The sequence below is a fragment of the Saccharothrix algeriensis genome (assembly GCF_016907655.1).
GTDB lineage: Bacteria > Actinomycetota > Actinomycetes > Mycobacteriales > Pseudonocardiaceae > Actinosynnema > Actinosynnema algeriense.
The window spans coordinates 5,029,978-5,052,794 of record NZ_JAFBCL010000001.1 but is presented as its reverse complement, the minus strand read 5'-3'; the positions used below and the strand labels follow the sequence as shown (position 1 = coordinate 5,052,794).

Below are 22,817 nucleotides of genomic sequence, written 5' to 3'. Positions count from 1 at the left end.
TCGAAAGCATTCGAATTGCGATAACCCAGGTTATCGCTGAATAAATGGATTACGGCAACCCGCCGTCTCTAACGTCTGTTCCGTCGCACCGGGCTCGCGAATCGTCGGAGGCTCACCCCCTCTCGCTTACCGCGGCCGCCCGGCCGACCCCACCGGAACGGACCACAAGAGGGCGGAGAGCGCCATGACGGAAGACCTTGAGCACCACAAGCGCCCGGAGCACACCGCGCAGACCGGACAGGACCACGACAGCGGCAGCCCATCGACGCTCTCCCAGCTGGCCGGTCGCCTCGAAGTGTCCACCCTCCCCGAGGGAGTCAAGGCGATGCTCCGCGAGGCGCTGGGCGAGGCGGGAACTGGTGCGGGCGCGTCGGCAGGCCCGCGCCCCGATCAGCGGGTGTTCCTCGAATCCATCAGCGTCGCCGGCTTCCGCGGCATCGGCCGCAAGGCGCGTCTGCCGCTGACCGCGAAGCCCGGTGTCACTCTCGTGATGGGGCGCAACGGTTCGGGGAAGTCCAGCTTCGCCGAGGGCGTCGAGACCGCGTTCACCGGCCGGACCGCCCGCCTCGACAAGCAGCGCGGTGAGGTGTGGCGCCGGCACTGGCGCAACCTGCACGACGGGGGCGAGCCCAAGGTCGAGGTCCGCCTCTCTGCTGCGGGCGACGCCAAGCCGTCCACTCTGACGTGCACCTGGTCGGGCGGCGACGTCACGGCTCCCGAGGTCGAGTTCAAGCGACCGGGGCAGGGGCGGCGGCCCTTCGAGGAGGCCGGCTGGGAGCGGGCGCTGCACGACTACCGGCCCTTCCTGTCGTACCACGATCTCGACAAGGTCATCAGCGGCAGGCCCAGCGAGCTGTACGACTCGATCGCCACCATCCTCGGACTCGGCGAGCTGACGGCCGCAGACGAGCGGCTCCAGGCCGCGGAGAAGGAGCTCAACACGGCGGTGAAGGCGGTCGAGGTGGAGCTGCCCGTCCTCGTCGAGGCGCTCTCCGCGCTGGACGATCCCAGGGCGGCACGCGCGCTCGCGGCTGTCAGCGCGTCGGGGACGCCCGACTTCGGGGTGCTGGACGCCCTCGTGACCGGACTGCCTGATGCGGACGACGAGCACCTTCGGGAACTGCGCGCGATTGTCGAGCTGTCCGGTCCCGACCTCGACGCGGTCGGTACGGCGGTGGACCGGCTGCGTAAGGCCATCGCCGTACTAAACGACGTGCGCGCCTCGGGCACCGAGGACGCCCACCAGCGCGCCGAGCTGCTGTCCAGGGCCTTGGACCACAGCCGCCGGCATGCGAACGAGGACATCTGCCCGGTATGCGGGGCCGACCGGCCGCTCGACGAGGAATGGGCCGAGCGGGCCGCCGAGCAGGTGGCGGTCTTGCGGTGTGATGCGGCAGCCGCGCAGGAAGCCCGCACCGAGCTGAGGGAGGCGATGGAAGCCGTCCGATACCTCGTCAGGCTGGTCCCCGCCTGGCTGCCCGCCCCGCTGGTCGTTCCGTGGAAGGAGTGGGCGGCCTGCCGGGAGATCGACGATGCCGAGCGGCTCGCAGCCCACGCCGAGACCGCCGCGCTCGTCCTCGCCGACACCTGCGCTGCACTGCGCGAGGAGGCCGCCCAGGAACTGGAGGAACTCGACGAAAGCTGGCGACGCTGCATCACCCGCCTCGCCGCTTGGCTCGGCCGGGCCCGGACCGCGTACGCGGGCAAGCCCCGGCTGCGCCAGGTCAGGGCGGCCCGTAAGTGGCTCAAGGAGGCGTGTGCCGAACTGCGCGAGGAACGGCTGCGGCCCTTCGAGGACCACTCGCAGCGGGTCTGGGAGGAACTGCGTCAGCAGAGCAACGTCGACCTGCGTTCCATGCGCCTGACCGGCAGCGAGAAGGCCGCCGTGCGCAAGCTCGTGATGGACGTGTCCGTGGACGGTACGGAGGCCGCTGCGCTGGGCGTCATGAGCCAGGGCGAGCTGCACTCACTCGCGCTCTCGCTCTTCCTGCCACGTGCCGCCGCACCAGACAGCCCCTTCGGGTTCGTCGTGATCGACGACCCCGTGCAGTCCATGGACCCCGCGAAGGTCCACGGCCTCGCGAAGGTCCTGCACCACCTCGGTGAGACCCGCCAAGTCGTCGTCTTCACCCACGACACGCGGCTCCAGCGGGCCTTCACCAACCAGGAACTTCCGGTGACGGTCCTGGAGGTGGAGCGGCAGGCGCGCTCGACGGTGACCGTGCGCCGGGTGACCGACCCGGTCGTCCAGGCGCTGAGCGACGCACACGCCCTCGCCCGTACGCCAAATCTGCCGCCGGCGGCCCTGACGCACGTGCTGCCTGGTCTCTGCCGCACTGTGCTGGAACGCGCCTTTTCGGAGGCCGCCTGGCTGCGGCTGCACCGTGCCGGACTGACCGAGCACGAGGCGGAGAAGACCGTCACGGCCGCCATCAAGCTGACGGACATCGCCGCCCTGGGACTCTTCGGGGACTCTTCGAGGACGGCGAGCGAGGTCTACCGCGAGCTGTGCAGACGCTGCGGTCCCGCAGCGGTGGACCTCATCCGGCAGTGCCAGGAAGGCGCCCACCCGACTGGCACGCCGATGCCGGAGCCCCTGCGGTTCGTGAGGGACATCGAGGCCGTCGCCCAGATCGTGCGCAAGCTGGAGGTGGCCGACCAGTGAACCCAACGATTCGTGAGTTGCTGGATACCGCCGACCAACTCCTTGCCGCCACCGCCTCGAGTGGTCTCCCCAGTACCGAGGCCGCAACAACCGTGTCCGCCCCGTCCGTCATGCTCACGGTTACGACGGCGAGTCGGTGCCGCGGTGCGGCCTTCGCTCTCCGCGTCGCGCTGGAGAGCGCGGTCGCCGCCCGCCTCACCGCGCACCGCGCGCCCCGCGCGATTCGCGAGGGCAACATGCGAGCCGCGCTTCTCTGGCTTCGCGGCTGTGTCGAAGCCGGGACCGCGCGCCGGGCGAAGGCCACTTGGAGCCAGCTTTGCCTCGGCTGCCACTACCACCAGTACGAGATCGGTCCCACGGAGGACCAGGTTCGCTCCTGGCGGAGCGAAGTCGCGGCGCTAATCGCACTGATGGGCCGGTGACTACGAGTGGACCGTGCTATCAGCCGGTTCGGTAACGGGAAGGCCCTATACCAGTCGGCACAAGGGTCGCTGCCAGGAGGAGAAGCACGTAGGACGAGACCAAAAGGGCGGTTGACGTCGACCCGCACCGGAGCGGCTTCATGGGCAATGCGAGAAGCTGATCAGCAGATTCCGAATTGGACCGGGACGTACACGCTGACGCTCACTTCGATCGGTTTCCAGGGAGGCGACAGTTCATTCGTCAGCGACGTTGTCCTGTTCGATGCGTTCGAAGATGTCCGCATCGGTCTCCTGCTGCCAGACTGGCAGATCGCTCCACTCGGCAACGTAGGAGGGTTTGGGATCGGAGAAGTGCCGGTGGATCTGCCCAGTCCAGCAGGCGGCGACGAACTGGCCTTTTTGGGTCCGGGTCAGCCGGGTGGCGTTGCCAGCAGTGATGTCAAGGAAAGCAAGGACCTGTGAGTAGACCGCGGAGGCGGAGGCGCGTTCCCAGTCGGGGGTGTCCTCCCAGGCTGCGACGTAGCCGGGTTTCGGCTCGCCCGGGTAGTGCTTGCGGACCCCGGCGATCCACGCCTCCCGGAAGATCCTCCCACCTTCGGTATTGCTCGCGGGCACGCGCGTTCTCCTTGGATCCTTGCGGTGACGATTACGGTCGGTTCGGTGGCGTCAGGCTGGTGATCAGGCGACGCCAGCACGGACGGCGAACTCGCGCAAGCCTGACAGCGACGGCCCGAAAGAGCGCAGTTGCCGGGTCAAGCGGTGCGCCCACGGGCGCAGCCTGACTTCCTGCGGGGCGGCGCGTTCGGCGGCGAGCAGCGCGTGGAATGCCTGTTCTCGCTTGCCCCAGGCGCCGAAGGTCAGGGCGACGTCCTCCCAATAGCGCACCAGCCGCTCGGTGACGGTGATGCTGCTGGGCCGGATGGCGCGGGCCGCCTCGATGGCGGTGCCGTAGTCGCCGAGCTTGCGGTGCACGCTGATTTCGTACAACCCCAGGTAGCGGGCGTCCACCGCCGACGGGGTGAGTGCGGTGGGCAACGCCGTCCGGGTGGTACGGGCCGCGGTGGTCGCCTCGGCGTGCAACTCTAGGGCGATGTCACGGCGGCCGGCGATGGCGGCGGTGTACGCGCCGGTCTCCAGCAGCATCGCGTAGGCCGCGCCGTACCCAGATCCGGCCAAGCCGGCATCGGAATGCAGTTTGCCTGCGGTGTCCACGACCAGGTGCTGGGCCTTGTCAGGCTGCTCGAACCGGCGCAGCACGACCGCACCCATCTGAGCGGCTTCGGCCTCCACCAGCAGGTTCCCGGACGCGCGGGCAGCCGAGAGTGCCTGGTGAGACAGACCGGTGGCCAGTCCGTCCTCGCCCAGCCGCAGCGCCAGCCAGGTGGCGTGCCGGTAGGCGGTGGCCATCAGCGCGTCCACTTCGCCACGTTGTTCGGCGTCCACGGCGGCGCGTGTGGCCTGCGCGTGGCGGATTACCTGCGGCAGGCCAGCGGCCAACTGGGAGTACCGGCAGGCCAGGTAGTCGGCTTGAACGCGGTCAACCAGGCGACGCAGCTCGTCGACGGTCACGGGTCCGGTTGTCGTGGACTGGGCGTGGGCGTCGGGCAGGCCGAGCAACGCGGCCCCGGCGACACCGAGCACCCCGGCCAGCAGTTCTCGACGCAGCACGTCATCACCGCCATTCAGAGGGTCTGCTGGCCCCACGGTAGCGAGTCCCAGTCGCTGCGGGTGGATGCCGTAGCGGTCGGCCAGCCGCCGCAACGTGTCGGTGTCCACCGGCCGGCCGCGTTCGATGCGGGACAGCGCCGAGCCGGAGTAGCCCAGCAGCTTGCCCGCTTGGGCCAAGGTGAGGCGGCGCCTCTGGCGCTCGGCGCGCAGGACGTCCCCAGGGGATGGATCCGACATCTCCGTGATCCTCACGTGTCCCGCCTCTACTCCACCAGACCCAATCGGGTCAAGAGGCTGCCCGGAATCGGCACACCGTGCGCACGCAGCGCACACAAGCTCCCGATTCGACCTGAACGGTCGTTAGCTGGCTCCAGCGGACATGGCGTCCAGCGGACCAGGTGGAACGGAGCATCCCGCATGAGCCTCCGGGCGAAGCGAGCAGCACGGTTGCCGCTGGTGCCGGCGCACGACGACCAGGTCGTCGGACATACCTCCTGCAACCGGACGCCCGACGCGTCTTCGAACGTCTGCCGTGCTGGCCGTGCGGGCACCGGTCAGCACGGCAGGCTCCCACCGATCACGACTGCGAGGGCGTCATGTGGGTCGTCATCTCGTGGGTCGCCACCGCGCTCACGTTGCTGGGCCTGTCGCTGTTAGCGCTGGCCGCCGGGGCCAGCTTGATCTACGGGTTGCGTGCCTGGCGGAACCACCGGCGGTTGGCCCGTCGCCGCACCGCGGACATTCGAACGCATGTGGCGGAGCTGCGCTGCCGCACCGGCCCTGGGAAGCAGGACCACGACTCGCTGCCGTCACCCTGCCAGCCTGAAGAAGGAGGTGATCAGCGCGAGCGATCTCCACGCGGCGACCGGACCGACGACGAAGTCCAAGGCGGCCGACATCGAGCGGTGGGGCCACCGTTCGAAGGTCGTGTCCGTATCGCCGGTCATGTCCTGCACAACGCCGACACCCGACGTCTCCCCCGCGTTCCACCTTCCGCCGGCGAGCGCTGATCTACCCGAGACCTCGACATCGCTCATGGCGACACCGATCACCACCAGGTTGCTGCACCACCGTGCCGCCTTCTCGAATGGCCTCTGCTGCCAACCGCAAGATCACGCGTGCGATGCGCGTGTAACGAACGAAGGAGACCAACGTGACCACTGCTCTTCAGGACGCCCCGGTGGGCGCCTTCGACTTGGACGTGCGGATCGAGACCGAACAGGTGGGGGTCGAAGACGCGGCGTGCGCGACCGACGACGGCTGCGGGCACACCTGCGAGCTTTCCGCCTGCCACTCGCAGCGGTGATCTGACGACGACGAGCGACGTGGGGCCGGGTGCGAAGCCCGGCCCCATGCCGGGAGGAGGACGCAGACATGTGCGCCGACAAGGGTTTCGTCCACTACCAGCACCACGGGACCGGGTTGCTCCGGGCAACGGCTGAAGTCATCGACATCCGCCGTTGGCCGGATCCTGACGACGAGAAGGACTGTCGTTCGTGGTTGGTCGAAGCCTGGCCCCTTCCCGGAATCGCCCCGGCGATCCGGCACGCCAGCCCCGTCCTTGCCACCCGCGTGGAGAAAATCCTGTCGGGCGACGCGGTGTCAGCACGGGACGTCCGACGCGCGACCCTGTCCGTCGTCCGGTACGTGTTGCGCGCTCGTGGCCGACCGACCCCGTTCGGCACCTTCGCCGGCGTGAGCACGCTCGCCGTGGGCACCTCGACAGACGCTCGCTGGGGTACAGGCCATCGCCCTGTCGTGCGTGCGGAGACGCGCTGGCTCCACCGGGTCGTGCAACGCCTGGAGGACTGCGCTGAGCTGGTGGCGCGGCTGGATGTCACCGTCAACGACGCGGCGGAACTGCGCGCCGGACGGTGGGAACTGCCCGGCCCGCGCAAGGTCAGCGTCCGAGCGACATCCGCGGTGGCGATGGTTCGGGACGAGGCCGCCGTGCCGATCGGTTTCGGTGTCCTCTCGGACAAGCTGGCCCACGCCTTCCCGGAGGCCGGGGACGCCTTGGCGATGCTGATGTCCCTCCTGCGAAACGGTCTGCTGTTGACCTCGCTGCGCGCCACGGGCACGGTCACTGACCCGCTGGCGTTCCTGGTGGAACGTCTGCGGGACGCGGGTGCGGACTCGTTGCCCATCGCCCCCTTTGCGGAGGAGCTGAACCGGATTCACCGCGCGATCACCGAGCACAACCACGCTCCCAGCGAGCAGGCCCGCGTTGATCTGGCGCGGCGGATGCGGGAGGTCGCGGACTCGGTGCGCGTGCCGCTGTCGGTCGATCTCCGGCTCAACGCTCACGTGCAGCTCCCGCAGCAGGTGGTCCGGGAGATGCAGCGCGCCGCCGGCGTGCTGGCACGGCTGACCCGTGAAACCACCGGCAGCCGCGAGTGGCGAGAGTGGTTCGCCGCGTTCTGCGAGCGCTACGGCACCGGCACGCTCGTACCACTGCGGACGGTCCTGGATCGAGACGGCGGAATCGGCCTGCCCCGCGGCTATCCGGGCAGCCCGCGGCCTGCCCACCGGCACGTGGTCTCGGCACGTGACGAGCTGCTGCTGGCTTTGGCCGCCAAGGCGACTGCCCTCGGACAGCGAGAGGTCGAACTGGACGAAGCGCTGGTGGAGAAGCTGGCTACCGCCGGCGGTGAGCGGGGGACACCTCCGCCGCACGTCGACCTCGGTGCGCGCATCCACGCCGCCAATGCCGCCGCTCTGGATCGTGGCAAGTTCACGCTGACGGTGTCGCCTGGACGGGCAGCCGGGACTCTGACCTCGCGGTTCACCACCCTGGTGCCGGAGGCCGGGCTGGCAGCGATCTTCGCCGCGTTGCCGACCACGACCGCCGGCGCGGCGCCGGTGCAACTGTCGTTCTCCCCGATCTACCCGGCTGCGGAGAACGTGTGCCGGGTGCCCGCGTACCTGCCGGACGTCGTGTCGATCGGCGAGCACGTCCCTGATGGGGCGATCCGCGTGGACGATCTCGCGGTCACCGCAACGCACCGACGCCTGCACCTGGTGGACCTGCCTCGTCGCCGCGTCGTCGAACCGCAGGTGCTGCACGCCCTGACATCCAAGCAGCAGCCGGCGATGGCACGGCTGGTCGGCGAGCTGACCCGCGCACTGGACGTTGGCTGGATCGGGTTCGACTGGGGCGCGGCCGACGCGCTGCCCTTCCGGCCGCGAGTGCGCTACGGGCGGGCCATCCTGTCGGCGGCCCGGTGGCGGGTTGTGCAGGCCGATCTGCCGATGAATCCGGCTGAGTGGGATCAAGCCTTGCACTCCTGGCGGACGACGTGGCGCTGCCCGGCACGGGTCGAGCTGCGCGACTTCGACCAGTTGCTGCCGCTGGACCTCGACGTGTCCGCACATCGAACGATCCTCTACCGACACCTGCGCAAGCACTCCGAGGCCGTGCTGCTGGAAGCAGCCGACCCGGACGCGGACGGGTGGCTTTCCGGTCATCCGCACACCGTGGTGCTGCCGCTGACCTCCGTGCGGGTGCCTGAGCCCGCTCCGGCCGTCGAGGTGCTACCGATCCTGACCCGCGAACACGGCCACCTGCCCGGCTCGGCCAGCTCTTCTTGGCTGTACGCCAAGCTCTACCTCTCCGCGGGCCGGATGAACCACCTGCTCGTCCATGAGTTGCCCGCGCTGCTGGCCGCGCTCGGCGACCGCGCGTGCTGGTTCGTCCGCTACCCGCAGGTCCGGGAAGGAGAGGAACCCGATCAGCTGCGGCTGCGGGTACGCGTGCACCGCGACACGCCGGGCGATACCGACCAGGCGCTGGCCGCCGTCACCGCATGGGCTGACCGGCTGCGCGCCGAAGGGCTGATCGGGCGGTTGGCGTTCGACACCTACTTCCCCGAGGTCGGCCGCTACATCGCCATGAACGAGGCCGAGGAAGTCTTCACCGCGGACTCCCACCTGGTGCTCGCCCAGCTCACCCACTTGGCCGCCGACACCGTCGCCCCGACCGTGCTCACCGGGCTGTCGATGTTCGACGTGGCCGCCGCATTCCTCGGCAGCCGTGCCGTGGCTGCGGACTGGCTGAGCACCCAGGCCACGCCGGCTGTTCCCGACCGCGCGGAGGTCACCGAGGTCACCCGGCTGGTACGCGATGGGTGGCAGGCCGACATTCCCGGATGGTCCGCCGTCGCCGAGGTTCACCGGCAGCGCGCCGACGCGCTTGCGCGGTATCGCCGGACGCTGCCCGACGGCGTGGACATTGACCGGGTGCTGCACTCTCTGCTGCACATGCACCACAACCGCGCGCTGGGCGTAAACCGTGACCGCGAGGCGATCTGCTTGCGGTTGGCACGACAAGCCGCCGCAGTCTGGCGAACTACCCAGGACATCGCATGACAGTCCAAGGACGCGGACAGGTCCGCGACGTCAAGAACGCCCGATGGGCGCAGTCACTGGCCGACGGTGCGGCGGGCACGGCACTGCTGCACTTGGAGCTGGGCGAGGACGCTGAGGAGTGGCTGACGGCGATGGTCGCCGAACCGGTGCTGGCGCACCCGCACCAGGCCACGCTGTTCGACGGCGCACCGGCTGTGGCGTTCACCCTCGCCGCAACCACCCACCACCGTGCGCTGGCCGCAGTGAACGAGCACGTCGAGGCGGTCATCCGCGCCCGCTTGGACGCCGCTCATCGCCGGATCGACTCCGGCGAACTGCCCGCCAAGCGGGAGTTCGACCTCGTCTCCGGGCTGACCGGCCTCGGCGCGTACCTCCTGCGTCGCCACGGCAGCACGGAGCGGCATGGAGCGCAGTTGGCTGACGTGCTCGTCTACCTGGTGCGTCTGACCGAACCACGCCTCGATGGCCTGCCGGGCTGGTGGGCCACCAGCGGGCCAACCGGTCCCGGTCCCGGCCCCGACTGGGCGGGCGGACACGGCAACCTCGGCGTCGCGCACGGCATCGCCGGACCGTTGACGCTCCTGGCGCTGGCGATGCGGCGCGGGGTTGTCGTACCCGGTCACGCCGAGGCGGTGGACCGCATCTGCCGCTGGCTGGACCAGTGGCGTTGCGGGAGCGGGCACCGAGTGTGGTGGCCCGGAGCGATCACGCGAACCGAACACGTCACCGGCGCCCTCCGATCGGCTGGCCCGCATCGCCCGTCCTGGTGTTACGGCACCCCCGGCATCGTCCGCGCCCAACAACTGGCCGCACTCGCCCTCGGCGACATCCGCCGGCAGCGCTTCGCCCAGCGGGCACTGGCCTGGTGCCTGACCGACGAAGCCCAATTAGCCCAGCTCAGCGATGTGTCGCTGTGCCATGGGTGGGCCGGGGTGCTGCACACTGCCTGGCGGGTGGGAGAGCACGATGAACAGGTGCGCGCCCACGTTCCCCGGCTCGCCGAGCGGCTGGCCGAGCACCTGCTCCACCACCCGCCGCCTCCACACGGGCTGCTGAACGGGGAAGCCGGTCTCCGGCTGGCACAGCGTGCCGCGACCACCGACACGACGCCCATCACGCGATGGGACGCCTGCCTGCTGCTGGACGGTTGACCATGACCGCTGAACGACGAAAGGAACCGATGGACTCCGACACCGCCACCGACCCGACGGCCGATACCGCCGCCTCGCCCGAGGCGTTGCGCGCTGAGATGGTCGAGAAAGTCCGCAAGGCCGGGTATGCCCAGCGCGAGGAGGTGGAGAGGGTCTTGCGGGACACGCCCCGCCACGAGTTCGTGCCCGAGGCCGACCTGAAGTCCGCCTACAACCCGTGGCAGGCGGTGATCACCCACCGCTTCGACGACGGCCGCTCGCTGTCGTGCGCCTCGGCGCCGTTCGTGGTCGCCATGATGCTCGACCAGCTCGACGTTCAGCCGGGCAACCGGGTCCTGGAGATCGGCGCGGGAACCGGCTACAACGCCAGCCTGCTCGCCCGGCTGACCGGCCGCGCCGACCTGGTGACCACCATCGACATCGACCCGGACGTCACCGCGCAAGCCTCACGCAACCTGACCACAGCAGGTCACGCCGACGTCCACGCGATCACCGGTGATGGCGGGCTCGGCTACGCCGACCACGCGCCTTACGACCGCCTCATCGCCACCGTCTCGCCCTGGGACATCCCCGCCGCCTGGTGGCAGCAGCTCGCCCCCGGCGCACGGCTGGTCGCGCCGCTGCGTTGGCGCGGCCAGGCACGCAGCGTCGGCTTCACCTATACCGACGGTCGGCTGGTCTCCGACTCGATCTACCTGTGCGGCTTCGTGTACCTGGTCAACGCCGACGAGGGCGAACTCAGCGGCCCGATCACCGCCGACGAGACGGTCAAGCTCCACTGGGACCGGGACCAACCCGTCGACCTGGACGCACTGCGCGGAGTGCTCGACCAGCCGCGCACCACCGCCTGGTCAGGCGTCACCATCGCCGGCGACGAGTCGCACGACGGGATCTGGCTCCGCCTTACTGTCACCGACCAGCGCGTATGCCGGATCGACGCCCACTCCGACGTCGCGCCCGAGGTGTGCGACCCGATCCAGGCGTTCCGATCCCCGGCGCTGGTCGACGGCGACTCCCTGGCCTACCTCACGTCGCGCCGCCAGACCAATGGTGACGAGGTGCGGTGGGAGCTGGGCGCGATCGGCCACGGCCCGGCCGCCGCCGAGTTGAGCGAGCACCTGTGCGATGAGATCCGAGACTGGACGCCCGAGCGCGATCGATGCAAGCCCACGCTGATCGTCTACCCCGCCGCCACGCCCGAAAGCGAGCTGGCCGGCCCCGCCATCGACAAGACCCACAGCAGGTTCCTGCTTACCTACGACGACGTGGCCGGCTGACCTCAAGACCACGCTGTGCGGACTAAGGGGTGAGGTCCACACTCCCAGCCAGGTCCGCACGGCCCGCGTTGAGGCTGGTCCGTCGACCGCAGACTCGGTTTGGGTCGGCACAGGACTCCACACTCCTGTGCCGACCCGCTCGACGTCCGACAAAGGTTCAGGACTGGGCAGCGCGGAGCACCGGTTCTGGTCCGGTGCTCCGCGCGGTTCAGCGTGTGCGCCTGATAGTCGGGTCTCGTTGCGAGGGCTGTAGTCGCCGCGCCAAGGGTCGAGGTAGTCCTGATGGTTTGTGCACCGGCTCTGGTTGAAATGACAGCGGCTCCGGGCGGCCGGTTGGTGGGTGTCGTTTGGCCAGGTAGGCGCCGTAGTTGTTCATCCTGGCCGCTGCGCGGGTGGCGGCGTTGGCTTGTGCTTGTTGGCGGCTCAGCTGTCGCCACGCGGCGATCTGGACCAGCAGTGCGGTAAGCGCGAGGATGAGGGCCGCGGCGAGCAGGCCGGTGCTGTTGCGTTTGGAGAAGATGCCCGCCTTGAACAGGTCGCGTGCGGCGGTGCGTAGCGCTGCCGCGACCTCGGTCTGCCAGACAGGCTGACCCCTGCGCGGTGCTGTGGCGGCCCGCTCGTAGACGACGACCACCTCGGCCAGGGCACCCGGTTCAGGGCCACCGAGTGCCCTGGCGACCGCGATGAGCATGTCCGCCGTGGCGTAGGCGACGTCGTCACCGCCGCTGCTGTCGGAGACATCGCCCGCGATGACGCGGCCGGTGAGGTGGCGCCGGGCGTTGTCGACGGCCTGTGTCGCTCTGGTGAGCAACTCCTCGGGAGCGCGGCGCACTTCCGCCTGCTCTTGAGCTGGTTGTCCTGTGCTGGTCCACTTGGCGGTCAGCTTCGGAGCGGACAGGTCATGGGCGAGACTGCTGCCGCTGAACCAGATCCGGCCGTCGGCAGATGCTTTCTCCCACTCCGCGCGCAACGCCACGCGGTAACCGGTCAGTTGCCTGTCCGAGTCCCAGCGTGGCTGCACCGCCACCTGGAGATCGCGCTCCAGACCAGGTCGAGGCGCTGCTCCACTTCCAGGCACCACTGCCGCCAGCGTGGCAAGTCGCGGCAGGTGTTGGCGACGCTGCCGTCACCGCGGACCAGGTTGATGGCGACGTAGACGTGGTCGTTGCCCTCCTTGCTCGGCCCGTGGTGCACCACGGCCCACCGGCACCCGGCCCGACCGTCGTCGGTCGGACCAAAGCCCATCCGGTCGACGGCCTCCTCCACCAGCTCTCGCTAAAGAGCATTACCGAGCCGGCCGTCCTGGCTGGAGATGGACAACACCACGTGATAGACATCCCCACCCTCCAGGTCCACCTCGTGCCCGGTAATCGGTGCGTCGATCTCATGGGTGAGGCGAACCAGCCAGCCAGCCGCGGTGGCGCTCGGCGAACGCGCCGCCCTCCAGCCACTCCGGATCCCAAGCCGCGACCAGGTGCGGGTTGGTGTGCTCGTTGCTCTTGCCGGGACATCGCGGCCAACTCGGGAACCTCCGGCAGCACCGCCGGATCGAGCAGACCCAGGTCGATGTAGGCGCAGGTGTCCAACACGCCCGACTTGCGCCGCTCAGCCACCGCCCCGCTCCCACAGGTCGTCCCCACCGATCCGGTCTTCGCCACCGAAGAGGTCGTCGGCCTCACGCCTCATGCGATCGTGATCGACCCGCGGGAGCCTCTGGTGCCGCTCCACCAGTTCCTCCGCCGCTCCCCCGCCTCGACCGCGTCCATGACCACAGCGGAGTTGCTGCGGAACTTCCGTTGGCTGATGACTTTCACAGGCCGAGCACGGCCTCGGCTGGGTGTGCGCCGGGCGGCGGGGCGGGCTCGTCGGCTTCGACCAGCCCCCGACACGGCCCCGCCCGGCGCGTGTCGGCCGACCGCTGCGCGGTGGCCCGACCACGGGAACGGCCGGTCGGGTACCGGCAAACGGACGTGGGTGGAGGTGCGCTGCGTACCGACCCCTGGCCGTGGCGAATAGGCCGAATGCAGCACGCAATGGTCCGAACCAAAGTGATTGACAGCCCTCCGAAGCCCGCGCTACTGTGCGATGAAAGCCATTCGTGGCGATCAGGGAAATATCGGGGGGTCCGATCGTCCTATTCGGCCTGAGTCAGCCCTGTCCGGCTGGCGGAGCATTGTCCGAGCAGCCCGGTGCCGTTCCACCGGTTTTGCACTGCGCGATTTGATCATCATTGTCCGACCGGCCCGCCGACGGGCCGGTCGGTCGGCCCGCGCTGTTCGACGGACAGGTCAACCGGATTCCCCGACCTTCAGGTCATTAAGGAGAAACGGTGCGCAAGTTCTTGCGGATGTTGGCGGTGGCCGGTGTCGCGGCGGCGGCGCTGAGCACGACCGGGGTGGCGAGCGCCACGACGGCGGCCGAGGCCGTGGTCACCGGCACGACGACGACAGCGGCGGCGACGACGCAGGCCGACCAGCAGGCGCTGCTCGACAGCTGCAGCCTGCACACCAACAACACGACCTTCGCCTACAACATCTGTTCCACCAGCCTGCAGTACCGGATCGTGGTCTCGTACTGCCGCGCCACCTGCGTGGACGAGTACGGCGCGTGGGTGACCTCGCCCAGCCAGTCCCGCGTGGACTTCCCCAGCGGCGGCACCATCACCAACTTCCGGACCCAGTTCAAGTAAACCGGTCCTGATCCGCCGCCTGGGGCGTTCGGGTCACCGGTGATTGCCGTCGCGTGCCGTCCGACCGTTTTCCGGTCGGGCGGCACGCGACGCATTCCGCGCTGCGGCCGGACGCGCCGGCATCCTGTCATGACCGGACCGCGGTGGCTCCCACGTCACCCGTGGAAGGTCCAGGAGGCTGGGGGTTTGTCATGGCACACGCGGTCGACCCGCGGGTGGACGACTACATCGCGGGGCTGCCCGAGTGGCAGCAGGAGGTCTGCCGGCGCGTGCGCGACCTGGTGCACGAGGCGGATCCCGAGGTGGTCGAGACGATCAAGCGCACGAAGCTGCCGTACTTCGTGCTCCAGGGCAACGTCTGCGCGCTGCTGGCCGCGAAGGACCACGTGAACGTGTTCCTCTACGACGGCGCGATCGTGCCCGACCCGGAGGGCATCATCACCGCCGGCCACGCCAACAAGACCGCCCGGACGGTCGCCTTCCGGCGGGGCGAGGCGATCAACGCGCCGGCGCTGGTCGCGATGTTCCGGCAGATCATCGCCAACAACCGGGCCGGCGGGTGGCGCAGGCTCAAGCGGGAGGGTCTTGCCTGACCCCGGCCACCGGCCGGGGCCGACGCGGTGCTCGTCGGGCCCGTCGGGGCGGCTGGGTAGGTTCTCCGCGTGGCGGAAGACGTGGTGGAGATCTACACGGACGGGGCGTGCAGCGGCAACCCCGGTCCGGGCGGCTGGGGAGCGGTGCTGCGGTACGGCAAGCACGAGAAGGACCTGTACGGCGGCGACGCGGGGCCGACGACCAACAACCGGATGGAGCTGATGGCCCCCATCCGCGCCCTGGAAAGCCTGACCCGGCCCTCCGTGGTGCGGATCTACACCGACAGCACTTACGTGCGCAACGGCATCCTGTCGTGGCTGGCCAAGTGGAAGGCCAACGGGTGGCTGACGAGCACGAAGCAACCGGTGAAGAACGCCGACCTGTGGCGACGCCTGGACGAAGCCACCACCGCTCACCGGATCGAATGGCACTGGGTGAAGGGACACGCGGGGAACGTGGACAACGAGCGGGCCGATCAACTGGCCGTACGCGGGGTCCGCGAAGCAGCCGGACGGTAAGGCCCAGGGGCCATTGGACCTCGGCCTAGGCCACACCCCGCACGGCTTGCCCCAGGCCGCGCCCCGCGCGGCGGCGCTTCAACTCCCGCCGTAAGCCGCGCCCCGCGCGGCGGCGCTTCAGCGCAGCCGTGTGCCTCGTGTTCTCCCCGTACGGCCTGGGCGCAGCCCAATCATCTTTGTCGGGGGGTGTCAAGCACGCTTCACCGCTTGACACCCCCCGACAAAGATGATTGCCTCCGGCAGGCCGTACGGGGAGAACACGACGCACTTCCCTTCTCCTTGGGGGCCTCCCGGCCGCTCTTCATACTGAGATCCCGCACCGATCCGGGTGAGATTCGGTGCGGTACTGATCCAAGCTGAAAAGCTTTAAAGAGTCCTCGCCGGACAGGCAGGCCGCCAAGGAGAATGAAAAGAAACAGCGGTCGTGTTCCCCCGCATGACCTGTCAAAGACGACCATGCTTTTCTGGGGGGTGCAAGCGGAAAGCGTGCTTGCACCCCCCAGAAAAGCATGGTAGCCCTCCGGGCAGGCCATACGGGGAGAACACGAGGCCACCGGTCTGCACGGGGCGTGCTGTGGGGCCAAAGGCCATGAAGGTGGGCGGTCTGGTTATAGCCAACCGTGGTCGTGGGCGGTGGTGAAGGCGTCGGATCGGTCTGTTGCGCCGAGTTTGCCCACTGCGGCCGACAGGTAGTTGCGCACGGTTCCGGGGGCGAGGCCCATTCGGCGGGCGATTTCCGCCACCGGTGTGTCGTGCTCGGCCTGGCGGAGCACTTCCAGCTCCTGAGGTGTGAGCGGGCAGGGTGGTGGCAGGAGGGCGTTGGCCGCTACCGCCGGTTCCACGTACCTGCCGCCCGTGTGCACGCGGCGGATGACGTCGGCCAGTGCCCGGGCCGGCGAGCTCTTGGGCAGCAGGCCCTTGACGCCGGTCGCCAGTGCCCGGTGCGGGTGCGGCGCCCGGCCCCGGGCGGTCAGCAGCACGACCGCGCACGACGGCAGCGCGCGCGTCAGCTCGGCGGTCACCGCGAAGCCGTCCAGGCCGGGTATCGCCAGGTCCACGACCGCCACGTCCGGTCGGGACGCGAGGGCGGCGGCCACGGTGGACCCGCCGTCGGCCGCCGTGGCGACGACCTCGACGTCCAGTTCGAGCGCCAGCAGCGACGCCAGCGCCAGCCGCACGAGGGCGTCGCCGTCGGCCACCAGCACCCGGATCACGCGGCCCCCTCCCGTGCGGACGCCGGCGGCGCGACCTCCCGCCACGACACCGCTGACGCATGACCGTCCATGCAGGACTTCCCAAGGGCGGCCGGCAGGTGTGGCAGGTGGAGCGCGGCAGGCGAACGCAGCAGCGCCTAGCGCAGGACGCCCCCCAGCCGCCGCATTCCCTCGGCGATCTCGGCGACGGTGTTGGTGGTGAACGACAACCGCATGGTGGCCCGGTCCGGGGTCGTGGCGTAGAACGGCGCCCCCGGCACGAACGCCACGTCCCGGGCGAGCGCCGCGGGCAGCAGCTGCGCGGTGTCGACGCCGTCGGGCAGCGTCAGCCACACGAACATGCCGCCGTCCGGGTCGCTCCACCGGGTGCCGTCGGGAACGGTCGACGGCAGGGCCGCCACCAGGGCGTCCCGGCGTTCGCGGTAGGCACCGCGCAGCGACCGGACGTGCTCGGCCAGGTCGTGCGCGTCGAGGTAGGCCGCCGCGGCCGCCTGGTCGACGGTGGACGTGTGCAGGTCCGCCGCCTGCTTGACGATCACCAGCGTGCGCAGCAGCTCGGCGGGCGCGCGCAGCCAGCCCAGCCGCAGGCCGGGCGCGCCGATCTTGGAGAAGCTGCCCAGGTGCAGCACCTTGGGGCTCAGCGCGGCCAGCGCGGGCAGCTCCGCGCCCCGGTAGCGCAGCTCGCTGTACGGGTCGTCCTCCACCACCCACAGGTCGTGGCGGTCGGCGAGCGCGGCGACCTCGGCCCGCCGCTCGGCGGTCAGCGTCCGCCCGGTGGGGTTGGCGAACGTCGGCACGAGGTAGAGCAGCTCGGGCCGCTCGCGGTCGATCACGTCGGCCAGCGCGGCGGGGTCGACGCCGTGCTCGTCGCCCGCGACCGGCACGACGCGCGCGCCCGCGAGCCGGAACGCCTGCAGCGCGGCCAGGTAGGTCGGCTCCTCCACCGCCACCACCGAACCGGGCTCCAGCAGCGCCGTGACGACCAGCGTCAGCGCCTGCTGCGAGCCGGTCGTCACCAGCAGGTCGGCGGCGGCGGTCGGCAGGCCGCGCGCGGTCATCCGGGACGCCACGTGGGCGCGCAGGTCCGCGTCGCCCTCGGTGGGCGCGTACTGGAGGGACCGCCGGGACAGCGCCCGGTCGAACGCGGCGCGCAGGCCGTCGAGGTCGAACAGCTCGGGCGCGGGCAGGCCGCCCGCGAACGAGATGACCTCGGGCCGCGCGGTGAGCGCGAGCAGGTCCCGCACGGGGGAGCTGGCAACGGTGGCGACTCGGGTCATCGGCGTCCTCGATCATTGAGAGGTTTTCACTTTAACGCCGGGCGTGACCACTATATGCCGATCGGGCTATATTGCTGGCATGACATCGACGTTCGCGGTGCTGGCCGACCCGCACCGGAGGGAGATCCTCGACGTGCTGCGCACCGGTGAGCGGCCGGTCAACGACCTGGTCGACTGGCTGGCGCTCACCCAGCCGACGGTCTCCAAGCACCTCAAGGTGCTGCGCGAAGCCGGGCTGGTGGAGGTGCGGCGCGACGCGCAGCGGCGCTGGTACCGCCTGCGGCCCGCGCCGCTGGCCGAGGTCGACGCCTGGCTCGCGCCCTACCGGCGGATGTGGGAGGACAGCCTCGACGCCCTCGAACGGCGCCTGGACGGGATGGACGGATGAGCGCCGAACTCCGCCGGGTCGGCGGCAGTCCCGTGCTGCGCTTCGAGCGGCTGCTGCGCCACTCCCCCGACAAGGTCTGGCGCGCGGTGACCGACCCCGCCGAACTGCGCCACTGGTTCCCGGCCGCCGTGACGTTCGACGGCGGCGCGATGACGTTCGCCTTCCCGGGCTCCACCTCCACCGGCGAGGTCCTGGAGTCCGACCCGCCCAGGGTGTTCGCGTTCCGCTGGGGCACCGACGTGCTGCGGTTCGAGCTGCTGCCGCACGAGGGCGGCTGCCTGCTGGTGTTCACGCACGCGGTGGACGTCGAGCACTCGGCGGCCCGCACCGCGGCCGGCTGGGACACCTGCCTGGCGGCGCTGGAGGCGCGGTTGGCCGACCGGCCGACCGGGCAGCCGGGCGGGTGGCTGGAGCGGGTCGAGCGCTACACCCGCGCGTTCGGGCTCGACCGCGGCCACGTCGACGGCCGGCGGGTGCGGTTCGTCCGGGACCTGGTGTGGCGGCCGCTCGACGAGGTGTGGGCGCTGTTCACCGAAGGCGCCGGGGAGGGCGCCGGGGAACCGCCGGCCAGGGCGTCGAACCCGCACGTCCCGCCCGGCCCGGTGGCGGTGGTCCAGCCGCCCCGGCTGCTGGCGTTCGACTCGCCGACCGGGCCGGTGCGCTGGCGGTTCGACCACGACCCCGAGCGCGGCACCACCGTCGAGCTGACGCACGAGGTGGCCGACCCGGCGTTCGCGCCCACCGCCCTGGCCGCCTGGCACGTGCACCTGGAGCTGTTCTTCGCGGCGGTGTTCGGCGAGGTCCGCTGCCCGTGGCCGGCGGACCGGGTCGCCGAACTGGAGGCCGACTACCGGAGCTGAGCGGCCGGCCGCGCGGGACGGTCGCCGGGAGTGCCCGGCGGCGGGTTCGACCAGCACTGCCACGGCACGACCGCCCGCGCGGGCGATTGCCCCCGGATCACCGCACCCGGCACGATCGCGGGTGTCGGGACCGAGCGGCGCTGCTCCGAACGGCTCACCCGGACCGTATGCCGCCGTTCACACGTGACATCTCGGTGAACTGCCTGTTACCGCAGGTAGTGCCATGATCACCGAAGGCCGGCGGTCACCTAACGCTGCGCTATAACCCCGCCGGTATGTTCCGATTACCCCTATTCGGGTGGTACGACTCTGCGTGACCAAAGACACCCTGTGCGCGAGTGATCGCGTGTCTTTCGGAAACGAGGAAATCTTGCGTATCACCAGGTTGATCCCTGCGATCGCAGCCGCGATGCTCTCCCTGCTCACCGTCGTCCCCTCCGCGTCGGCCGCCCCGGCCCAGGCGGAGGGCGAGGTGACGCCGTACATCATCGGCGGCAGCTACGCGACGAACGCCCCCTGGGCGGCTCGGCTGTTCTCCAACGGCCGGCAGACGTGCTCGGCGACCATCATCGCCCCCACGTGGATCCTGACCGCCAGGCACTGCGTCACCGGCGGCGGCCTGTCCTTCCGGATCGGCAGCCTCAACCAGTCGTCCGGCGGCACCATGGCCAACGGCGTGCAGACCGTGAACCACTCCGCGGACCTGTCCCTGGTCCGCCTCGACCGATCGGTCTCGGCGACCTACGCCCCGCTCGCCTCCAGCGCGCCGGGTGCGGGCACGACCGTCCAGGTCTACGGCTGGGGCGCCACGTCCCGGTGCGGCTCGGAGATCAACTGCCAGTCCGAGCGCCTGAAGGTCGCGAACGTGACCGTGTCCGGCGGCTGCACCGACGCCTACGGCGGCGCGGCGATCTGCGCCCGTCGGGGCGACGGCATCACGGCCGGCGGTGACTCGGGCGGCCCGATGATGTCGGGTGGCCGCCAGATCGGCGTCGCGTCCACCAGCGACCGCCAGACCACCACCGCTTACACCAACGTGACCCGGTACCGCTCCTGGATCCAGTCCGTCGCCGGGGTCTGATCCCCGCACCCGGACGGCCCGCCCGCGCGACCTCGACGGCGAATCCCGGTCGCGCGGGCGGGCCTTTCCGCGTTCCCGGCCACCGATCAGCCGCGACGCCGGCGGCTCACCAGGGTGAACACCAGCGCGCCCGCCGTCAGCAGCAGCGCGCCGATCAGGACGGCCCAGCCGATGTCGGCGCCGGTCAGCGCCAGGTCGCCGCGGGTGGTGCCGGGGTGGTGCCTGGTCGGGAGGTTCGGCAGCACCGGGAAGCCGTGCGAACTGGGGCGACCCACCGTCGGGAGCGGCAGCGTCGGCCAACTCGTGCGGGTCGGCAGGGTCGGCAGAGTGGTCGGCGCGGTCGTGGTCGGCGCGGTGGTCGTCGGCGCTGTGGTGGTCGGCGCGGTCGTCGGCGGCGCGGTGGTCGTCGGGGCGGTCGTGGTGGTCGTCGGCTGAGTCGTGGTCGTGGTCGTCGTGGTCGTCGTCGGGGTGGTCCCGCAGCCGGGCAGGTCCCCGTTGAACGGGTAGGCGTGCATCTCCTGGCCGTTGTTCGACGGGCCGCCGTGGGTCAGGGAGCCGGTCGTGAAGAACCGGCCGGCGGTGCCCGGCGCGGTCACCGTCGTCATGCTCGCCGGGTTGCCCACCAGCACGCTGCCCTGGAACTGGGCCGTGCCGCCCAGGGTCACGGCGGTGGCGTCCGGGAAGTTCCACAGCAGGCGCTCGCGCATCCTGTTGACCGGCTCGGCGTCGGCCAGGTCGCCGGTGTAGGTGATGATCCGCCGGTTCGCGCCGATCAGGTTGACCAGCACCGTCGCGCCCTCGGGGATGCCCTGGAACACGATCCCCTGCTGCGCGCCGTTCGCCCCGGCGAGGTCGAAGTCCACGGTGAACACCTGGATCGCCGACGTGCCGTCGCCCGTGAACAGCGTCTGCGAGCCCTGGTTGACCGCCGTGCCGGTCACCGCGGCGGCGCGATAGCACCGGCTCGCCTCGGTCAGCTGCGCGGACAGCCCGGCGTACGGGTCGAACGCGGCCGGGTCGGGCTTGTCCGTGCCGACGACCGTGCCGGTCAGCGGCCCGGCGTGGTGCACCACGCCGCCCTCGGCGAGCAGCCGCTGGTTGCGGGCGACGGTCACCCCGCCGCCGGTGACCAGGAAGTCCGACCCCTCGGGCGGCGGCACGCGGGAGCCGACGCCGACGATGCCGATGTTGTAGACCGCCGACACCCCGGCCGCCTTGTCCTGGTCGAAGTCGCCGCCGACGACGACCCGCCCCTCGGCCTCGACCGCCGCGTAGCGGACCAGGAAGTCACCGCCGACGAAGATGTTGACCGCGTCGTCGCGCCCGGTGAAGGCGCCGTTGTTCACCGGCGGGAACTCGCTCGGGCACTGCGCTCCGAGGCACGGGCCGAGCCCGCCGGGCAGCGGGTCGGCCACGCCGATCCCCTGGAGCGCGACCGCGAGGACCGCGGTCGCCGCGCCGAGGACGCCGAGCAGGTGGGTGCGGGCCATGGGCTCGATGCTGTGGGGGTCGGTCCGCGACCGCACCCGGAGCACCGCCGGCCAACCCGCAGGGGTAGGCAGAACCGCCCGTCGGGGTGACGCGGTGCCGCAGCGCCACCACGACGCCCGCGCGGTCCCCGGCGCCCGCCCCGGCGCCGTCGCGGCGGGACGTCCGGTTCGCGCAGGTCAGGCCCCGACGGGTGCGCCGGGGCGGCCTCCCGTGCCACGATCGGGGCGTGGCAGCCAGCCCCCGCGACCGCGACGACACCGGCCGAGCCCGCAACGCCCGCCCGCGCGACGGCCTGGGCCGACCGCTGCCCTACGGCGCGCCGGGCGTCGAGCGCCAACCCGAGGGCGTGCCGCGCACCCCGGCCGAGTCGCTGGCCGAGGCCCAGCGGCTGCTCGACGACGGCAAGCCGTTCCACGCGCACGAGGTGCTGGAGGACGCGTGGAAGGCCGCGCCCGAACCGGAGCGCGAGCTGTGGCGCGGCCTGGCGCAGCTGGCGGTCGGCCTGACCCACCTGGCACGCGGCAACGCCAAGGGCGCGCGCACCCTGCTGGGCCGGGGCGCGCGCAACATCGAGCCCTTCCGCGACGCACCGCCGCACGGCGTGGCCGTGGCCGCGCTGGTGGCGTGGGCGGAGACGGTGACCGCCGCGCCGCCCCGCCTGACCGGCGAACCGTGATCGGCGCGCCCCGGCGCCACCGAGCGGGCGCGACGGGCGCCGGCCGGACCGGACGGGCGCGACCGGCGTGACCCCGGCGCCACCGACCGCGACCCCGGCGCGGCCACCGGCCGGGCGCGACCCCGGCGCGGCCACCGGCCCGGCGCGAAGCCCGCGCCACCGGCCCGGCGCGGCCGCGGTCGAGTTGGGCCGAATGCCTGCTTCGCGCCCGTCACCGCGGGGTAGAGACAGGGCACCTACTCCCTAGGAGGCTCCTGTGTTCGCGATCATCGCCGCGGTCATCTTCGGGCTCGCCCTCCTGCTGGACCTCGCCGACGCGTCACTGGGTTCCGCCGTCGACGGCGGCACGCTGCTCGTGGCGGGCCTGCTGTGCGTCGCGCTGCACCTGGCGGGTGTGGGCGCCGGCGCGCGTTCGTTCTCGTTCCGCCGCCGGCGTTGAGGCGCCCGCGCCGCTCCCGGCAGCGCCGGGAGCGGCGTC

At 71.1% G+C, this 22,817-nt stretch carries 22 protein-coding genes; 14 read left to right on the top strand and 8 right to left on the bottom strand.

Annotated elements, in window-relative coordinates; genetic code table 11:
• The first annotated feature begins 184 nt into the window (after positions 1-184).
• Together JOE68_RS23155 and JOE68_RS23150 are read left to right on the top strand one after the other, a co-directional pair.
• On the top strand, positions 185-2,665 hold the full coding sequence (locus JOE68_RS23155) for an AAA family ATPase (RefSeq protein WP_204844383.1): 2,481 nt from the start codon (positions 185-187) through the stop codon (positions 2,663-2,665).
• Positions 2,662-3,087, top strand: coding sequence for a hypothetical protein (locus JOE68_RS23150; RefSeq protein ID WP_204844382.1), 426 nt, complete (start codon positions 2,662-2,664; stop codon positions 3,085-3,087). Before JOE68_RS23155 ends, JOE68_RS23150 begins: the two co-directional genes overlap by 4 nt.
• Before the next feature lie 234 nt (positions 3,088-3,321).
• On the opposite strand, the gene JOE68_RS23145 is transcribed toward JOE68_RS23150, so the two are convergent.
• The 3 genes from JOE68_RS23145 to JOE68_RS23135 form a co-directional block, all read right to left on the bottom strand.
• Positions 3,322-3,702, bottom strand: coding sequence for a hypothetical protein (locus JOE68_RS23145; RefSeq protein WP_204844381.1), 381 nt, complete (start codon positions 3,700-3,702; stop codon positions 3,322-3,324).
• A gap of 63 nt (positions 3,703-3,765) precedes the next feature.
• A complete protein-coding gene (locus tag JOE68_RS23140) occupies positions 3,766-5,007 on the bottom strand; it encodes a helix-turn-helix domain-containing protein (RefSeq protein ID WP_204844380.1) in 1,242 nt (413 codons plus the stop codon).
• A gap of 557 nt (positions 5,008-5,564) precedes the next feature.
• Positions 5,565-5,792, bottom strand: a complete 228-nt coding sequence (locus JOE68_RS23135; protein ID WP_201436645.1) for a hypothetical protein — start codon at positions 5,790-5,792, stop codon at positions 5,565-5,567.
• 116 nt (positions 5,793-5,908) lie between these two features.
• On the opposite strand from JOE68_RS23135, the gene JOE68_RS23130 reads away from it, so the two are divergent.
• The 4 genes from JOE68_RS23130 (at position 5,909) to fxlM (ending at position 11,551) form a co-directional block, all read left to right on the top strand.
• Positions 5,909-6,061, top strand: a complete 153-nt coding sequence (locus JOE68_RS23130; RefSeq protein WP_201436646.1) for an FxLD family lanthipeptide — start codon at positions 5,909-5,911, stop codon at positions 6,059-6,061.
• A gap of 68 nt (positions 6,062-6,129) precedes the next feature.
• Entirely contained in the window at positions 6,130-9,123 is a 2,994-nt protein-coding gene (locus tag JOE68_RS23125; protein ID WP_204844379.1) for a lantibiotic dehydratase, read from the top strand.
• A complete protein-coding gene (locus JOE68_RS23120; protein ID WP_204844378.1) occupies positions 9,120-10,274 on the top strand; it encodes a lanthionine synthetase C family protein in 1,155 nt (384 codons plus the stop codon). The genes JOE68_RS23125 and JOE68_RS23120 overlap by 4 nt, the downstream gene beginning before the upstream one ends.
• A gap of 2 nt (positions 10,275-10,276) precedes the next feature.
• Positions 10,277-11,551 (top strand): methyltransferase, FxLD system, encoded by a 1,275-nt coding sequence (fxlM, locus tag JOE68_RS23115; RefSeq protein ID WP_239562322.1) that lies wholly within the window; start codon positions 10,277-10,279, stop codon positions 11,549-11,551.
• 208 nt (positions 11,552-11,759) lie between these two features.
• Here fxlM and JOE68_RS23110 read toward each other — a convergent pair whose 3' ends face one another.
• Positions 11,760-12,578, bottom strand: a complete 819-nt coding sequence (locus JOE68_RS23110) for a hypothetical protein (protein ID WP_204844377.1) — start codon at positions 12,576-12,578, stop codon at positions 11,760-11,762.
• On the bottom strand, positions 12,539-12,817 hold the full coding sequence (locus tag JOE68_RS23105) for a hypothetical protein (RefSeq protein WP_204844376.1): 279 nt from the start codon (positions 12,815-12,817) through the stop codon (positions 12,539-12,541). Before JOE68_RS23105 ends, JOE68_RS23110 begins: the two co-directional genes overlap by 40 nt.
• Before the next feature lie 1,063 nt (positions 12,818-13,880).
• On the opposite strand from JOE68_RS23105, the gene JOE68_RS23100 reads away from it, so the two are divergent.
• The 3 genes from JOE68_RS23100 to rnhA all read left to right on the top strand — a co-directional run bounded on the left by JOE68_RS23100 (position 13,881) and on the right by rnhA (position 15,352).
• A complete protein-coding gene (locus JOE68_RS23100) occupies positions 13,881-14,240 on the top strand; it encodes a hypothetical protein (RefSeq protein ID WP_204844375.1) in 360 nt (119 codons plus the stop codon).
• Between the two features lie 191 nt (positions 14,241-14,431).
• A complete protein-coding gene (locus JOE68_RS23095) occupies positions 14,432-14,833 on the top strand; it encodes a DUF1801 domain-containing protein (protein WP_204844374.1) in 402 nt (133 codons plus the stop codon).
• 69 nt (positions 14,834-14,902) lie between these two features.
• The gene (rnhA, locus tag JOE68_RS23090) at positions 14,903-15,352 is read left to right on the top strand and encodes a ribonuclease HI (RefSeq protein WP_204844373.1); all 450 of its coding nucleotides are present in this window, start codon (positions 14,903-14,905) and stop codon (positions 15,350-15,352) included.
• A gap of 608 nt (positions 15,353-15,960) precedes the next feature.
• Here rnhA and JOE68_RS23085 read toward each other — a convergent pair.
• Both JOE68_RS23085 and JOE68_RS23080 read right to left on the bottom strand, forming a co-directional pair.
• Positions 15,961-16,566 carry a response regulator transcription factor gene (locus JOE68_RS23085; RefSeq protein WP_204844372.1) on the bottom strand — a complete coding sequence of 202 codons (606 nt, stop codon included), beginning with the start codon at positions 16,564-16,566 and terminating at the stop codon, positions 15,961-15,963.
• 137 nt (positions 16,567-16,703) lie between these two features.
• Positions 16,704-17,843, bottom strand: a complete 1,140-nt coding sequence (locus JOE68_RS23080) for an aminotransferase-like domain-containing protein (RefSeq protein WP_204844371.1) — start codon at positions 17,841-17,843, stop codon at positions 16,704-16,706.
• Positions 17,844-17,922: 79 nt separating this feature from the next.
• On the opposite strand from JOE68_RS23080, the gene JOE68_RS23075 reads away from it, so the two are divergent.
• The 3 genes from JOE68_RS23075 to JOE68_RS23065 all read left to right on the top strand — a co-directional run bounded on the left by JOE68_RS23075 (position 17,923) and on the right by JOE68_RS23065 (position 20,172).
• Positions 17,923-18,231, top strand: coding sequence for an ArsR/SmtB family transcription factor (locus JOE68_RS23075; RefSeq protein WP_204844370.1), 309 nt, complete (start codon positions 17,923-17,925; stop codon positions 18,229-18,231).
• Entirely contained in the window at positions 18,228-19,091 is an 864-nt protein-coding gene (locus JOE68_RS23070; RefSeq protein ID WP_204844369.1) for an SRPBCC family protein, read from the top strand. The genes JOE68_RS23075 and JOE68_RS23070 overlap by 4 nt, the downstream gene beginning before the upstream one ends.
• 370 nt (positions 19,092-19,461) lie before the next feature.
• Positions 19,462-20,172, top strand: a complete 711-nt coding sequence (locus JOE68_RS23065; RefSeq protein WP_372443329.1) for a S1 family peptidase — start codon at positions 19,462-19,464, stop codon at positions 20,170-20,172.
• 86 nt (positions 20,173-20,258) lie between these two features.
• On the opposite strand, the gene JOE68_RS23060 is transcribed toward JOE68_RS23065, so the two are convergent.
• Positions 20,259-21,662 (bottom strand): choice-of-anchor A family protein, encoded by a 1,404-nt coding sequence (locus tag JOE68_RS23060; protein ID WP_204844368.1) that lies wholly within the window; start codon positions 21,660-21,662, stop codon positions 20,259-20,261.
• A 227-nt stretch (positions 21,663-21,889) separates the two neighbouring features.
• Between JOE68_RS23060 and JOE68_RS23055 the strand changes: the two genes are divergently transcribed.
• Together JOE68_RS23055 and JOE68_RS23050 are read left to right on the top strand one after the other, a co-directional pair.
• Positions 21,890-22,339: a DUF309 domain-containing protein gene (locus tag JOE68_RS23055; RefSeq protein WP_204844367.1), complete on the top strand. Its 450-nt coding sequence runs from the start codon at positions 21,890-21,892 to the stop codon at positions 22,337-22,339.
• Positions 22,340-22,595: 256 nt separating this feature from the next.
• Positions 22,596-22,778, top strand: a complete 183-nt coding sequence (locus tag JOE68_RS23050) for a hypothetical protein (protein ID WP_204844366.1) — start codon at positions 22,596-22,598, stop codon at positions 22,776-22,778.
• The last annotated feature ends 39 nt before the right edge of the window (positions 22,779-22,817 follow it).